The organism is Mesorhizobium carmichaelinearum, from assembly GCF_900199455.1.
Taxonomy (GTDB): Bacteria; Pseudomonadota; Alphaproteobacteria; order Rhizobiales; family Rhizobiaceae; genus Mesorhizobium; species Mesorhizobium carmichaelinearum.
The window spans coordinates 58,393-73,912 of the sequence record NZ_FZQR01000003.1 but is presented as its reverse complement, the minus strand read 5'-3'; the positions used below and the strand labels follow the sequence as shown (position 1 = coordinate 73,912).

General features: G+C 61.1%; 11 protein-coding genes. 7 read left to right on the top strand and 4 right to left on the bottom strand.

All coding sequences use genetic code 11. The annotated features are described in order from the left end of the window. The first annotated feature begins 22 nt into the window (after positions 1-22). The gene (locus tag CKW40_RS07100; protein WP_095199256.1) at positions 23-1,366 is read left to right on the top strand and encodes an HlyD family type I secretion periplasmic adaptor subunit; all 1,344 of its coding nucleotides are present in this window, start codon (positions 23-25) and stop codon (positions 1,364-1,366) included. Positions 1,367-1,408: 42 nt separating this feature from the next. Here CKW40_RS07100 and CKW40_RS07095 read toward each other — a convergent pair whose 3' ends face one another. Beyond that, positions 1,409-2,791, bottom strand: a complete 1,383-nt coding sequence (locus tag CKW40_RS07095; protein WP_244571115.1) for a coiled-coil domain-containing protein — start codon at positions 2,789-2,791, stop codon at positions 1,409-1,411. Positions 2,792-3,593: 802 nt separating this feature from the next. Further along, entirely contained in the window at positions 3,594-4,343 is a 750-nt protein-coding gene (locus CKW40_RS07090) for an AAA family ATPase (protein ID WP_095199702.1), read from the bottom strand. 317 nt (positions 4,344-4,660) lie between these two features. Here CKW40_RS07090 and CKW40_RS07085 point away from each other — a divergent pair, with 317 nt between their 5' ends. From CKW40_RS07085 to CKW40_RS07065, 5 genes are read left to right on the top strand one after another with little or no spacing between them, the layout of a single operon-like run. After that, positions 4,661-7,411, top strand: coding sequence for a non-ribosomal peptide synthetase (locus CKW40_RS07085; RefSeq protein WP_095199254.1), 2,751 nt, complete (start codon positions 4,661-4,663; stop codon positions 7,409-7,411). Beyond that, entirely contained in the window at positions 7,408-8,391 is a 984-nt protein-coding gene (gene nadE / locus CKW40_RS07080) for an NAD(+) synthase (protein WP_095199253.1), read from the top strand. The genes CKW40_RS07085 and nadE overlap by 4 nt, the downstream gene beginning before the upstream one ends. 6 nt (positions 8,392-8,397) lie before the next feature. Beyond that, positions 8,398-10,425 (top strand): asparagine synthase (glutamine-hydrolyzing), encoded by a 2,028-nt coding sequence (gene asnB, locus CKW40_RS07075; RefSeq protein WP_095199252.1) that lies wholly within the window; start codon positions 8,398-8,400, stop codon positions 10,423-10,425. Further along, complete coding sequence (locus CKW40_RS07070; protein ID WP_179297866.1) at positions 10,415-11,971, top strand: class I adenylate-forming enzyme family protein; 1,557 nt, start codon at positions 10,415-10,417, stop codon at positions 11,969-11,971. The genes asnB and CKW40_RS07070 overlap by 11 nt, the downstream gene beginning before the upstream one ends. Before the next feature lie 43 nt (positions 11,972-12,014). Further along, positions 12,015-12,275, top strand: a complete 261-nt coding sequence (locus tag CKW40_RS07065) for an acyl carrier protein (protein WP_095199251.1) — start codon at positions 12,015-12,017, stop codon at positions 12,273-12,275. 58 nt (positions 12,276-12,333) lie between these two features. On the opposite strand, the gene CKW40_RS07060 is transcribed toward CKW40_RS07065, so the two are convergent. After that, entirely contained in the window at positions 12,334-13,026 is a 693-nt protein-coding gene (locus tag CKW40_RS07060) for a N5-glutamine methyltransferase family protein (RefSeq protein WP_095199250.1), read from the bottom strand. A gap of 375 nt (positions 13,027-13,401) precedes the next feature. Here CKW40_RS07060 and CKW40_RS07055 point away from each other — a divergent pair, with 375 nt between their 5' ends. Continuing rightward, positions 13,402-14,439, top strand: a complete 1,038-nt coding sequence (locus CKW40_RS07055; RefSeq protein WP_095199249.1) for an MBL fold metallo-hydrolase — start codon at positions 13,402-13,404, stop codon at positions 14,437-14,439. 22 nt (positions 14,440-14,461) lie between these two features. Here the strand turns inward: CKW40_RS07055 and CKW40_RS07050 are convergent, their stop codons facing one another. Then, positions 14,462-15,475, bottom strand: a complete 1,014-nt coding sequence (locus CKW40_RS07050) for a LysR family transcriptional regulator (RefSeq protein WP_244571113.1) — start codon at positions 15,473-15,475, stop codon at positions 14,462-14,464. Between the last annotated feature and the right edge of the window lie 45 nt (positions 15,476-15,520).

Below are 15,520 nucleotides of genomic sequence, written 5' to 3'. Positions count from 1 at the left end.
CTGTTTCGTGTCTGACGCGACGATGGTTTCATTTGCTCCGATCGACGACGGGAGCCGAGGTGTCGAGGCGAATTCGGCCGATGCACGGGATGGTATCAGGGCCAACCTGATCCTGGGCGCGGCGGTCACCGTCATGTTGATTGCCGGCGGCGGACTTTGGCTCGGTTTGACCAAGATCGCCGGCGCGGTGATCGCGCCTGCCACCGTTGTGGTCGAAAGCAACATCAAGAAAGTGCAGCATCTGACCGGCGGTACGATCGGCGGCATCTTCGCGCAAGATGGGGATCATGTGCGGGCCGGCGATGTGGTGGCCAGGCTGGACGACACGCTGACGCGGGCCAACCTGCAAATAATCAGTCAGGATCTTGATCGCGCAACCGTTCGTCTTGCGCGGCTGGAGGCCGAGCGACAGGGGCTGCCGGAAATGCAGCTTCCGTCCAGCCTTCAAACACGGATGGGCGACCCGGAACTGGCTGCACTGGTGAACGGGGAGCGCACGCTGTTCGAAAGCCGCGCAACGGCGTTGACGGGGCAGAAGGCACAGTTGCAAAGCCGTTCAAAGCAACTCGAACGCCAGATCGATGGCCTCAAGGCGCAGCAGGCCGCGGAAGACCAGTCCGTGGTCCTGCTGGACGGAGATCTTACCGATGTCCAGGCGCTTTATACAAAGAAGTTGGTGTCCAAGGAGAGACTGAGCAACATCAGATTGGATGCCACCCGGGCGCACGGAGAATCAGGACGCCTCGCTGCGGCGGTCGCTGAGGCACAGGCCCGGATCAGCGAGACCGAATTGCAGATTCTTCAGCTCGATGAACAAAGGCGCAGTGAAGTAACGAGCGAACTTCGTGAAACGGAAGCCAAGCAGACCGAACTCAGCGAGCGCAAGGTCGTCGCGCAAGACGAATTGACCAAAACCAACATCCGCGCTCCGCAATCGGGAACGGTGCAGGAATCCTCCATCCACACGATCGGCGGCGTGATCGCTCCTGGGGAAGTGATCATGATGATTGTCCCCGACGCCGACAACCTCGTCGTCGACGCGCTGATCCCCCCGTCGCGCATAGACGACGTTCGTCCAGGTCAGCACGTGTCGATCCGGTTTCCGGCTTTCGATGCCGGTACCACGCCGGCTTGCGAGGGATCCGTCAAGCGCATCTCGGCGGATCTGATCAAGGATCAGCAGAAACAGCTTTCGTATTTCTCGGCCCGTATCAATGTCGAGAACAAGGCGGCCTGCCTGACCGATGCCAAGGTGCTCAAACCAGGTATGCCGGCAGAGGTCCACATAAGCACCGACGAACGCAGCGTCTGGTCTTATCTGCTGAAGCCTCTCACGGATCAGATGTCCAGGGCCTTCCGCCAATGACATGGCGACCTGTTGGAAGCGAGCCGCAAATGCGATTAGCTCCTACGACGCGGTGAGCGCCCGTCGGCGAATGCGGCGAGCGGTACGCACCGTTCGCTCCACCGTCACCGGAATCTTGGCCACATCGTTCTTATGCGGCACGGCGTTCGTGGTGCTATGGAGCCTCTCATAGGGCAGCAAATCTCTGATCCGGGCGTTGACCGATGCAATTTCGGCCCGCAGATCCTCGCATTCCTGCCGTCTGATATCGAGTTGTATTTGATCGGATGCCTGCTGCAGCGACAGCTGTGAAAAATTGGCGGTTATCTTCGAAAGGTTCAGCTTGTCGGTTTCGGCTTCCTTGGCGAGTGCAGCCAACCTTTCATCCGCCACCTGCTTTTCCGCCACGGCGTCGCTCCATTGAAGCCTGAGCCTGTCGATCTCGGCCGAGGCCTCGCTATTTGCGCTTGATGTAAGTTCAAGTCGCGAGTTGAGGCTCTGAATTTCGGAACGCAATCCCCGAATCTCGGCCCGGCAGCGTTCGAGCTCGGCATCCTTGTCCGCCTCCATGATCCTGGCGGTTTCCGTCACCTCCGACAGTTTTGCCTGGGTGACCTCGAGCGCGTGGTGGAGCCGTGTCGCTTCCTTTTCGCTCTTACCGAGCGCACCCAGTATTTCAGAATTTTTCGCAGCTTCGGTGGCATGGATCGAGGAGAATGCGTCCAGCCTGTGCCGCGCCTCATCCTCCCGCTTCAGCGCCTTTTCCAGGTCGATCGACAGGCTGACATTCTTTTCACGCAGCAGTTTGTTCTCGCGAGCGCGTCTGTCGGCCTCGACGGTTGCGGCAGCAAGCGTGTTTGTGAGGTCTCCGAATTCCGCTTCGTTCTTTGCGTTGGTGTTCGCGGCCTCCACGAGTTCCAGCCTTGCCGCGGCCAATGCGCCACGAAGTGCCTCGCCGTCCTGAACCAGGCTTGCCTCGCGCTGCTGCAAAGCCTCCACCATGCTTTCACGCTCATGCTGCCTTCGGTTCAGATCATTGAGCTTGTCCGACAGACTCCTTTGCTCCGCGGTCAGGTTTAGATTGGCCAACTCCAGTTCGTTGGCGCGGAGAATGTCGGCGTGAAGGATGTGAAAGAATTCAAAGGTCAGTTGATGCGTGCTTGCGATCTCGGACAGTTTCGCGTTGATCTCCTCGAAATGCAGCTTTGCATCGCGAAACAGCCCGTCAAAGGAACTCAAGGCAGCCATGCGGCTTTGCGTATGAGAGGTCAGCCGTCGCAGGGGTTCGGGAGTGCCGGCATCGTCGGTGCCAGCATTATCCTCGGTGCGCGCGGTGTCGTCCTGTTCGCTGTTGTCGTCCGGCATGGGCTGCTCACCCGCGGCATCGTCCGTTGCCAGCACTGGCAGGACATCCAAACCAAGGCACTCGTCGACGGCGTCGGCCAAGTCAGCTTCGAGATCCTCGAATGACTTCTCCACATTGTTGTCGGCAAGTCTGATCAGATCCCTGAACTTCATGCCCTACATCCCCCTTCCGCATTCCTGGACCCAGCAAGGCGCGGACTGAATTCCTTTATTATCCACAGATCAGTTCAGCGTCTTCGTGCAATCAAACGATGCCAAGCACCGGCAATTCGGCGTCTTGACGGCGACGAGTCATCGCGAATTTTGAGATTTGGTGGTCGTCGATCACCGCCGCCAGCCTTACTGACCTATGCCAGGATGGCTTTTTCGTCGGGTGGCCCTTCTTGTGTTCATCTTGACGTCTTCTGTTGCGTGGACCTGGCGCCGCTCGCTTGCCGGCATGCGAGGCAGTCCGGAGCGCTCTCTCGAGAAAGCCACGCTGATAGATCAAGCGGCCCGACAGCCTCTTGTAGGGGGGCATCAGGCGGCCGGGCCTAACCGGCTGTTGGGTGTGTTTTGGTTTGCCGGCTGACCCAACATGCGCCTCGGCCGGTGGAAGCGCATCATTCGAACGAACTGTTCGCCGGGCAGGCTTCAGCCAACGACACAAGCTCCACCACTTCGGAAGCACGACAGTGCGGGTACCGATTAAGTCCGTAGACTCCTTCAAATGAACGATCAGCCCATAATCAAGGAGGAATATTGTGGCTTTTGCGGCGGTAGGGCCGGAATTCTGCAGATTATGGGGGCAAGGCGGGCGTGGCGCGGGGGGCGATTTCGAAGGAGCAGGAAAAGACCCCGGTGCGGGCGCTTTCGGAAGCGCCACGCTATGCCAACCAGGTGCTCAAGCTCGAAGAGCAGATCGAGCGCATCGCGGGGCGGTCTCATGCTCTTCCAAGACTCGCGTGATGACCTTGCCAAAATCGTGAGGTTCAGCACCGTTGACTTGTATCAGGGGCCATCCATCTTGGCGCAAGCACTCACCGATCTCCCTCGATATATCGGCCTGTCTCAAGCCCCTGTCCACGCCGAGTTCAAACAGCAGGACCTCGAGGAGCGGTTGCTGTGCATGCCGATCCATAAGACGGCGGCGCAACGTTTCCTGCGGCGCATCGAGCTGGATAAGGAGGTCCGGTCGCGGCAGGAACGCCAGGCAGTCACGAACCACGTCGATGCTTGGAGTTCGTGCCAGCAAAACCAGCGCGCACAAAGCCTGGATCAGGCCTTCTTCGAAAATGAAGTAACCTTCCGATTCCTGCGCTTGACGCCAGGACTCGCACAGCAGGGCGATATCGATCTTCATGCGCCATGACCATGTGCGGCTTCTCAAGGGAATTGATGCCAGAAGCCGTGCGGCGACACCGTCCTTCGGCAAGGTCGACAGCAAGACAGGACCGGAGGTGGCGATCTTTCTGCCAATGCGCGCAATGCCATGACGTACCTCCGGGCCGTCATCCTGTTCCGACCCGTATTCAATCAGACGATAGCCGTTCACTGTCTTAACGTTGATGCCGTGTTTCGCCATCTCCCGGCATAGGCCGCGAAGAAGAGTGGTCTTGCCTGCGCCAGGCGGCCCAAACAACTCGATGATCATGGCGGTATACCCAAGCGTCTCCGAGCAAGCAGTCATTCACCTGCAGATCAAAGCTTAGCCAGATTGCAAACCACACCAACGTTCATTTGAATGACTTTCATACCTGCCGCCGGAGGCTCGCGGGATCGGCCTTGGGCAAGCGTCTCGCGGTCGAGGACCTCTGGGCGAACCTGCCGTTGCTGGAGAGAAATTGGAGAACTTTCCGGGAGGCCGGGGCGGGAAATGTCGTCTGATCAAGATCGACGCATCATCCGAATGATTGATGAAAAGATTTCAGTGGCGAGCAATGTACCACATTCAGTTCGGTGGGGCCCTGAATGTCTTCAGCGTATTTGCACTCTGAAGCGGTGAGCGAAAATCTAAAGGTGGATTGTCGACCAGCGACGGCCCGCAAATGGTCGGATATTCCCGAATATGCTCTCGACGAGGGCGGGCCTGTCTGGCGCCATTATCAACAGATGGGCGCCGATTTTGCGGACATTCCCCTCATCGATCACCTTGGAAACGTCGCAAGGCAATATCCCGACAAGCTCGCGGTCAGCGACGGCGCCAATCGCCTGACTTATTCTGAGCTTTTCCGGGCTGTCGAGACGCTGTCTCACCGGATCGCTGCTGTCGTCCCCGAAGGACAAGCGGTCGGAATCCTTCAGGCCAACTCGGCCTGGTATCCTGTGGCGATGCTGGGGAGCATGATGGCCGGGCGGCCTTCCGTTCCGCTCAACATGAGAGATCCGGGCTCCCGGATCATTGAGATCGTGACTGCCGCGCGGCTCGGCGCTGTCATAGGCGCTGGCGAGGTTCGCTCCGTCGATCTGGCACAGGACATCGTATGGATCGATATAGCCGCCAGCGTCGCGCCGAACAGTCGACCCGCATCGCCACCACCCACGTCCGTTTCCGTCGATGCACCCGCGATGGTGCTTTACACCTCAGGCAGCACCGGACGTCCCAAGGGGATCGTCAACAGCCAACGCGCCCTGCTGTGGCGGGTCCGGCAATATGTCGATGCGTGCCATATCAACGCGGATGACGTTTTCCTGCCGCTGACCGGACCCGCCACGATTGCCGGGTGCCGGGAGATTTTCGCCGCGCTGCTGACGGGCGCCACATTGCATCTTCTCGAGGTGGAGGCGGTCGGTCTGCGCGCTGTGCGCGCGCGGTTGCAAGCCGAAGGCGTGACGGTTGCCTATCTTGTTCCGGCGCTGCTTCGGGCGCTCTTGAGTGAAGGTCCCGCTGACGCCTTCCAGTCCCTCAGAGTGGCCCGGCTCGGTGGTGAGAAAGTGTCGTGGACGGACATCGCATTGCTGCGCAAAGTCGTTTCCGACCAGTGCCTGATCCAGATCGGCTACTCGTCAACCGAGACCACCGGTTCGCAATGGTTCTTGCCGCCGGACTGGCCTGAGCAAGACGCCACGGTCCCCGTGGGCAGACTGCTTTCCGGGATAGCATTCGCCATTGTCGACGAAGCGGGGCACAACGTTGGGACAGGCGAGAGCGGAGAGCTTCTGATCCGAAGCCCCTATGTTCTGCTTGGTCATTGGGAGAACGGTGTCGTCGTTCCTGCGCGGCCGGACCCGGACGATCCCGGCGTTCGGCTTTTTGCGACGGGCGACCTCGTTCGGCTGGACGATGACGGCCTGTTGCGAATCGTCGGCCGCAAAGGGCGCCAGATCAAGATCAATGGTCGACGCGTCGAGCCCGCCGAGCTCGAACGGGTCCTGCGTTGCGCACCTTCGGTGGCGGATGCCGTGGCAATCGTGACGCCAGCGGAGGAACTCATCGCTTTCGCGGTTCCCCAGCGCTTCGCCGGGGCTGGTTTCGCGGAGGAGCTTCGCCAGCTCGTCAGAACAACGTTGCCGGCGCCACTGCGTCCCTCGCGGTTGCACACCATCGCCGCAATCCCGCGTCTGTTGGGGGGGAAGGTCGACCTGGCAACGCTCGCCCAGATAGATCGTTCGCAGAGAAAGACGGCGCGAGCCGCCCAACCGCGCACTGCCCGACCGCCGCCCGCGGGAGGCGAACTGAATGCCCGACAAATCGTGCAGCACGCGTGGATGCAGGTTCTCAACACGGGCGTTGCCGCGGGAAACTGGGATGAGGCGGGAGGAGATTCGCTGCAGCTGCTGCATTGCGTCATGGCGATCGAGAGCGCTATCGGGCAAGAGCTGGGCCTCGAGGCCTTCACCGTCGGCATGAGCTTCGACGAGATGGTTGAAGCGGTCGCCTCCGCACAGGCGGGTGAGCGGCGCGCGAAGAAGCATCATCCCCCGGTTCTTTTCCTGTTTCCAGGGTCCGTCGGCTATGGTCCGAGCCTGGCCGCGTTCGCAGCCGCCATGGGCAAAGTCGCCCGGGTGAACCCCATAAGGTATCCAGGCCTCGCCGCGATATTGGACGGACATGACAGTCTCACCGCCATGGCTGACGCCGCACTCGAGCAGATCAGCCGCGCCCAACCTGCCGGCCCCGTGCGGCTTCTTGGCCATTCGCTTGGCGGCGCGGTTGCGTTCGAGGTTGCGGCACGGCTTCTGGCCGCCGGTCGACCGGTAAGGTTTTTGGGTATCCTCGACACGAGCCTGCTGGACGAGCCCAGCAATCATTGGGAGACACTGACCCGCACGTTCCATCGCATTCGCACGAATCGCATATCCGCCCGCCGGATGGCTTGCCGCGCCCTTGCGAAAATCACCGTTGCAATCGGCCGCGAGGCGTATCTCACCAGGCTTCTCGACCGCTTTGCCAAGGGAGAGTTCAACCCGACAAGCTTCAGAACCAAACTGGAACTGCAGGAGGTCTTGCGGGCGCGGTCTTTCTTCCGGTGGCTGGATGGACCGAAACCGGCTCTGCCGATCGCCGGCACCTTGTTTCGCTGTCGTCGTGAGGGAATGCCTCGAACTTTGGGCTGGGATAGTGTTTTGGCACATCTGGACGTGGTTCCGATCATGGGCAACCACATCGACCTTGTCATAGAGCCCAATCTTGCCACCAACCGTCCGCTCATCGAGACGGCCGTCGTGCAGACCTACTCCCCGGCCGAGTCTCGCAAAAGGGAGGATCTGTCATCGACGTGATCTCACACTTCAGCAAGGATGTGCTGATGCTCGATGCTCGTGCGGAGGTCGATCGCATCGTTGACACCTTGCGCAAGCAGGTTCTTGGCACGCTCCATCGTCGCGGCGTGGTCGTCGGCCTTTCCGGCGGCATCGACAGCTCCGTCGTCGCGACCTTGTGCACACGCGCGTTCGGCAAGGACAAGGTCTTGGGACTGTTCATGCCGGAGCGCGATTCCTCCGGCGACTCGCTCAGACTTGGCCGCCGCGTCTCGGCACACCTTGGTATTGAGAGCGTCCTGGAAAACATAGGCCCGGCACTGGAGGCCACTGGCGCCTATGGAAGGCAGCTCGAAGCGATCCGGACCGTCGTTCCCGACTATGGGGAAGCCTGGAAATGCAAGCTGGTGATCGAGCCGGTTCTCGAGAGCAACGGCCTCAACATCACCCGGCTCACCGTCCAGGATCCGGAGGGCAAGGTCGACACGGTGCGTCTGCCGCCAGCCGCCTATCTGCAGATCGTCGCTGCGACCAACTACAAGCAGCGCCTGCGCAAGATGACGGAATATTACCACGCCGACCGCCTCAAATACGCGGTTGCCGGGACACCGAACCTTCTTGAGTACGACCAGGGGTTTTTCGTCAAGCAAGGTGACGGAACCGCCGACGTGATGCCGATCGTCCACCTCTACAAAACCCAGGTTTATCAGCTCGCGGAATATCTCGGCGTGGACGAGGAGATCCGCCAGCGGGCACCGACCACCGACACGTTCTCCATGGCGCAAAGCCAGGAGGAGTTCTACTTCGCGCTGCCCTATCACCTGATGGATCTATGCCTCTACGGCCTGAACCACGGGATCGCCAGCGATGAGGTCGCGGCGGTTGCCGGCCTCACCGAGCCCCAGCTGCAGAAAGTCTTCAAGGACATCGACGCGAAACGGCGGGCTGCCCACTATCTTCACGCGCGGCCTTTGCTGTCCGTGGAAATTGGCGAGGATTGACCGGGGATGTGCGGCATCGCTGGAATTGTGGCGCTGAACGCCGCGGCGGCTTCTCCTTCGCGTGAGGCGCTGATGCGGATGGTGGGGGCGCTCTCACATCGCGGCCCGGACGAGCGCGGCCTTTACCGCGACAAACGCGCTGGGCTGGCGCATGCCCGCCTGTCCGTCATCGATCTTTCCAGCGGCCAGCAGCCGCTTGCGGACACAGGCGATACGACCTGGATCGTGTTCAACGGCGAGATATTCAACTATGTCGAGCTGCGGGAACAGCTGATTGCGCTCGGCCACCGTTTCCGAACCCGCAGCGACACGGAGGTCGCGCTCCATGCCTATCGCGCATGGGGCGAAGCGGCCTTCGAGCGGATGAATGGCCAGTGGGCAATCGCCATCTGGGACTCGATAGCGGGACGTCTCGTCTTGTCGCGCGACCGGTTCGGCATTTGCCCCCTGCATTTGTGCGAGCATGCGGGCCGCCTTTATTTCGCCAGTGAAGTGAAGGCGATTTTCGCGGCCGATCCAACCATCCCTCGCGCCTTCGATCCCGCCGGCCTCGATCAGACCTTCACGCTCTGGACGGTCGTTCCGCCGCAAGGGGTATTTCAGGGAATCCATGAGCTCGTGCCAGGGCATGTCCGCACCTACCAGGACGGCACCGTCCGCGAGCAGGTCTTCTGGCAGCCGTCCTATCCCGAAAATTTGGGATCATCGCAGGGCGAGTTCACCGGGTCGTGCGATGACGCGGTGGAACGCGTGCGTGGCGCCCTCGAGGCCGCGACGGCGCTCCGAATGGTGCGCGCCGACGTGCCTGTCGGGTGTTACCTCTCCGGAGGGCTGGACAGTTCGCTTGTGGCGACGCTGGGAAGGCGCTTCGCCGGCCGACGCTTCCAGACCTTCTCTCTGCGTTTTGCCGACACCGAATATGACGAGACCCGATTCCAGCGCCTGGTTGCCGAAGCAACCGGCAGTGAGCACCATGAGGTGGTGGTTTCGCGCAGCGATATCGCCGCCATCTTTCCGGAGGTGATCTACCACACCGAGCGCCCGATACTGAGGACCGCACCCGCACCGCTGTTCCTGCTCTCCAGGTTGGTGCGCGAGCGCGGCATCAAGGTCGTGCTGACCGGGGAGGGTGCCGACGAAATGTTCGCCGGCTACGACCTGTTCCGCGAAGGCAAGGTCCGCCGGTTCTGGGGACGCCAGCCGGCATCGACACGGCGCTCGCGGCTGCTGGAGCGGCTTTATCCCTATCTCACCCGCTCGCCGGTGCAACAGCAAGCGATGGCGCGCCAGTTCTTCGGGCGCGGTATCGAGGCCTATGACGCGCCCGGCTTCGCTCATGACACGCGCTGGCGCAGCACCAGCGCCATCAAGCGCCTGTTTTGCGCGGACCTGCGCGCCGAAATCCAGCGCCACGACGCCGTGTCGGAGTTGCTCGCCCGCTTGCCCGCGGCGTTTTCGCGTTGGAGCCCGCTTGCGCAGGATCAGTATCTCGAGGTCCAAACGTTGATGTCGGGCTATCTGCTTTCCTCGCAAGGCGACAGGATGCTGATGGCTCATTCCGTCGAGGGGCGCTTCCCGTTCCTGGACGACGAACTTGTGAGGCTCGCGAATTCACTTCCGCCTTCCTACAAGCTGCGTGTTCTCGATGAGAAGCACGTGCTGAAACGCGTGGCGGAGCCGATCGTGCCCTCTGAGGTCGTGACACGCAAGAAGCAGCCATTCCGGGCGCCCAACGCGCTTTGCTTCACCGGCGACGCCGCGCCGGAATACATTCGCGAAGCGCTTTCGGAGACGGCGATACGCAAGGCGAATGTTTTCGATCCGGCTTCGGTCACACGCCTGCTCGGCAAATGCCAGACCAGGACCGGTGACGGCGATCTTTCCAATGCCGACAACATGGCGCTCGTCGGTGTGCTGTCGACCCAACTCCTTCACCAGCAGTTTGTCGCGAGCTGTCCCTGTGCGACCCACGTGCATGGGCTCAGCGTCGACGTCGACCGCGAACATCGGGAAGAGTGCTTGCATGTTGCATGATGCCGTCCCCCTGCTGCACGACTATCTCGCCCACTCGGCCGGCCGGCTCGGCGACAAGGTGGCCCTGGTGTGCGGCAAGCAGCGTGTCACCTATGGCGAGCTCGAGGCGCGCGCCAATGCGGTCGCCCGGGATTTGACCGCATCAGGGGTCGTGCGCGGCGATCGCGTGATGATCTTCGCCGACAACACCGTCGAGACGGTGGTGAGCTTCTGGGCGGTGCTCAAGGCGAATGCGGTGGTGTGCATCGTCAACCCGCTGACCAAGAGCGACAAGCTTGATTACCTGCTCAACGACTGCCGACCTGCGGCGCTGATCACGGACGCGCATCTGCACTCGATCTTCCGCGAACCGGCGTGTGGCTGCCCTTCACTTCTGCGGACGATCGTTTCCGGATCGATCGACGACGCCGAGCTCTCCCGATTGCCGCATGCCGTGCGCTGGGACATTGCGGTCGCCAGCGGCGGCGATGTACCGCCGGCGCGGCGTTGCATCGATGTCGATCTTGCCGCCATCATCTACACCTCCGGCTCGACAGGCGAACCCAAGGGCGTGATGCTGACGCACAGGAACATGATGACCGCGTGCACGTCGATCGCTTCCTACCTCGAGCTTGCCGAGGACGAGGTGATCCTCAATGTCCTGCCCCTCGCCTTCGACTACGGCCTGTACCAGATGATCATGGCGTTTCGCACCGGCGCGCGGCTGGTGCTCGAACGCTCATTCGCCTTCCCGGCGCAGGTCCTCGGGCTGATCAGGCAAGAGCGGGTTACGGGTTTTCCCGGCGTGCCCACCATCTTTGCGGCACTTTCCGAACTCAAGTCCCTCAGGGATCAGGATTTCTCGAGCATTCGCTACGTCACAAACACCGCGGCGGCGCTGCCGCTCAAGCATATCCTCATGCTTCGGGAGCTGTTTTCGAGTGCACGCATCTATTCGATGTACGGCCTCACCGAATGCAAGCGTTGCACCTATTTGCCGCCGGAGGATCTCAAGCGAAAGCCGCTGAGCGTCGGGATCGCGATCCCGAACACGGAAATGTGGATCGTCGACGAACATGACAGGCGGGTCGACCCCGGCGTCGTCGGCCAGCTCGTCATTCGCGGCGCAACGGTGATGAAGGGCTATTGGGGCAAGCCCGAGGCGACGGCCAGGAAGCTCAAACCCGGCCCGCTGCCCGGCGAGCAGGTCCTGTACACCGGCGACTACTGCCGGATGGACACGGAGGGCTACCTCTACTTCGTTGGCCGTGGTGACGAGATCATAAAATCGCGCGGCGAGAAGGTGGCGCCGAAGGAAGTGGAGAACGTCCTTATGGATATTCCCGGCGTCCGGGAAGCGGCGGTCATCGGTGTTCCCGACGAACTCCTTGGGCAGGCGGTGAAGGCGTTTGTCGTGATGGAAAATGGAAGAACCATCGGCGAAAAGCAGCTGCAGATGGAGTGCCAGAAACGACTGGAAAACTTCATGGTTCCGAAGTCCATCGTCGTCGTGGCCAGCCTGCCGATGACGGACACGGGCAAACTCAAGAAAACGGCTCTGTCATGAGGCGGGTCGCTAAATTGGTGGTGTCGCTACGGAGGACGAATTCATGTTGACGATCAAGGACCGAACCTACAGCGAGCAGATCCGCAGTTTCCTGGTTTCGAATTTCTACGTGAGCGACGTAAAGGCATTGGTGAACGACACGTCCTTGCTCGATCAAGGCATCGTCGACTCGACGGGGGTGCTCGAGATTATCGGCTTTATCGAGGAGACCTTTGGCATCACCGTCGAAGACAGCGAACTCTTGCCTGAAAATCTCGATTCCATTCAAGGGATCGAGCAATACATCATCCGCAAAATGAACTGATTGCCGGCGTAAAGCCTGCCCAGATCGGTTCCTGGAATTGCGCTGGTTTTCGGCACGCTCATGCCTGCGCCTTGGCTTGTCCCAGAACCACCCGGCCCTCGCCCGCTTCGTTCGAGACAGCGCGGATGTTCTCATATGCCTTGCTGCGCTCCATCAAGCTCATCACCTGCCGGTCCTGGCCAAGGCCGACCTCGAAGAGCAGGACGCCGCCAGGCCGCAAATATCGCGGCGCGTCCTTGACCACCCGCATATGGATGCTGAGGCCGTAAGGGCCGGCCGCGAACGCTTCCCGCGGCTCGAGCTCGACCAGATGCGCGCGGTCGCCCTCGAGCCGCTTTTCCGAAATGTAGGGCGGATTGCAGACGATCACGTCGATCGTCCCGTCAAGCCCCAGGCCGGCGAGAGCGCCGAACAAGTCGCCCTGATGCACCGAAACGCGGTCAGCCATGCCGTGATGGGCGGCGTTACGGCGTGCCACGTCGACGCATCCATCGGTGAGGTCGCTCGCCCAGACGCGCGCGGTGGGGACGTGATGGGCGATGGCGCACGCCAGATTGCCAGTGCCGCAGCACATGTCGACGACGCGTGGCGCCGGCAGGTTCATTTGATGCAAGACACCAAGGGCCGTCGTGCCCAGCAACTCCGTCTCCGGCCGGGGCACGAGCGCACCGGGCGCGACGAGCAGCTCAATTCCCATGAAGATGGCGCGGCCCGTGCCATAGGCGTCGGCGACACTGAACTCTTTGCTCATGGCGAACCCACTCGCTTGATCTTTCCAGTATAGGTGTTCGGCATTCGTGCGCCAGCCAAACCTGCTCCGAAGCCATGAATTTCTCGAGCCTGTCCAATGCGCCGTCGGCGGACGAATTCAATCAGAAAATGTTCGCATCGCCATTCGCCCGGGTGCGCAAAGCGAAACCATCCTAACTACGGCAGCGACAAACGGCCGTTATTCAGTGGAATTATGATGCTGCCCTAAACTCTGAATTGGACGGGGCTGGCCATCGCGTAAACGGTAGGCACAAGAACCCCGGTGGCGGCGCCCAAACTTCAGCGGACGGAGAGGTGGGGGCCGAAGGACATACGTCCATCTACAGGCTCGACAGAAAGCAGACAGAGATCCGAAATGGTCAACCCTCGCATAACGCTTGATCGCTTGTTCAACGGCACGAAAGGCCCGGTCCAGTCCGGGCTGAGCAAAAGTGACGCCATCGATCCCGCCCGCCGCTTCTTTTTGGCTGCCGGCTGTTTTTGCCTGGCCTGCAGTTTTGTGACGCCTGTGTTCGCGGATGCGCCCATGCTGAAAAGCCAGGCACCCGGATTCTATCGCTTGGCGGTGGGCGATTTTGAGATAACGGCGCTATCCGATGGCAGCAATATGCTGCCTGCCACGAAGCTGCTGCAGGGCGACCCGGCTCGGATCGAAGAAGCCCTGAAGCGCAACTATCTCGGCGACCTCATCGAGACCTCCCACAATTGCTTTCTCCTCGATACCGGAGCCAAGCTGGTCTTGATCGATGCTGGCGCAGGCTCACTGCTGGGGCCAAGCACGGGCCATCTGTTGAGCAATCTGCGCGCGTCGGGCTATCGGCCGGAGCAGATCGATGAGCTTTACCTCACACATCTGCACGCCGATCATGTTGGCGGTCTCATGGTCGAGGGCCAAAGAGCTTTTCCCAATGCGATCGTGCGTGTCGACAAGCGCGACACCGATTACTGGCTAAGCGACGCAAACATGCGCGCGGCTCCGGCTGAAGCGAGGCGGTTCTTTGAGGCCGCCGTAGCGTCGATCACGCCATACATGCAAGCTGGCAAGCTCGCCATTTTCGATGGCAACACCGACCTCGTGCCTGGCGTGCGCGCCCAAACAGCTTATGGCCATACGCCCGGACACACCATGTACGTGGTCGAAAGCAGGGGCGAGAAGATCGTCCTGTGGGGCGATGTCGTGCATGTCGCCGCGGTGCAGTTCAAAGACCCCTCTGTCACCATCCAGTACGATGGCGACGCATCAGAGGCCGAACACGTGCATGAACTCGCATTCGCGGATGCGGCACAGAAAGGCTACATCGTGGGCGGTGCGCACATATCGTTTCCTGGATTGGGCCGTGTGCGACGCGACGCCGATAACGCCTACACCTATGTGCCCCTGGACTACAGCTAGGGATAGGCTTCCATGAGCCAGACTATGGTTGCGTCGCAGGCGCTGCGTCTTCAATCGGCGGGCCGTCGAAGGGCGATCCGCAGACATCTCCTACCAGCGAACGAAACCATTGGTGGGCGGGGTGCGCCTGCAGTCGTTCGTGCCAGATCAGCTTGTAGAGCAATTTCTCTGTCTCGAACGGCAGGCCGCGCACCACCAACTCATCCTCATCTGCGATGGCGCGCCAGGGTCCGTTGAAGAAGCCAAGCGGAACGCAGGTGAGAAGGTCGCTCCGCGCGACAATCCTCAGCGCATCGGCGAAATGATTGACCACGGCGACGATCGTCCTTGTCCGCCCCGTCAGGCTGAGCCAGCCATCCACAAGCCCCAGTTCCAGCCCGGATGGGGTTGCCAGCACGTGCGCCGCGGCGGTGAACTGATCGAGGCTCAGGGATTGCGCCAGTTCGTGCCCGCTGCGCATGACGCATACATAGCGATCCGTCCGCAGGCTTTGCACATGCACTTCTCTCGGCAGCGAGGCAAACATGCCTACCGCGCAGTCGAGTGTGCCGCGGCCGATCCCGTCCAGCGAGCCCTCATGCGTGTGAACGGCAAAGGAAACACGGGCACGTGGGGATGCGGCCTGTAACTTAAGCGTGATCGCGCTGACACCTTCCATCGCGAGACTGTCCGTGACCGCAACGCGAAAACTGGTCGTATCCGATCCCGGGTCGAAGTCGTCGGGAGCGAACGAAGCGCGGATTGCCGTCAGCGAGCGATGAAGTTCGGGCCACATCGCCACCATGCGAGACGTCGGTTGAACGCCGGTCGCCGTCTTGAGGAAAAGCTGGTCTTTCGTCAGCTTGCGGGCGCGGCGCAACGCATTGCTGACGGCTGGCTGACTCATCGCCAGGCTTGCGGCCGCACGCGTTACATTCCTTTCCAGCATGATGGCCTCAAGGACTGCGATCAGGTTCAGATCGAGGCGCACGTTATTCACCCAGGAAATGACGCTTGTGTCTAATTCTAAATTGGACGCGCGCAACGCGGCAAGCAATCCTGTTTCGAACGAGCAGCCGAACACATGCGAGTGAATACGCCC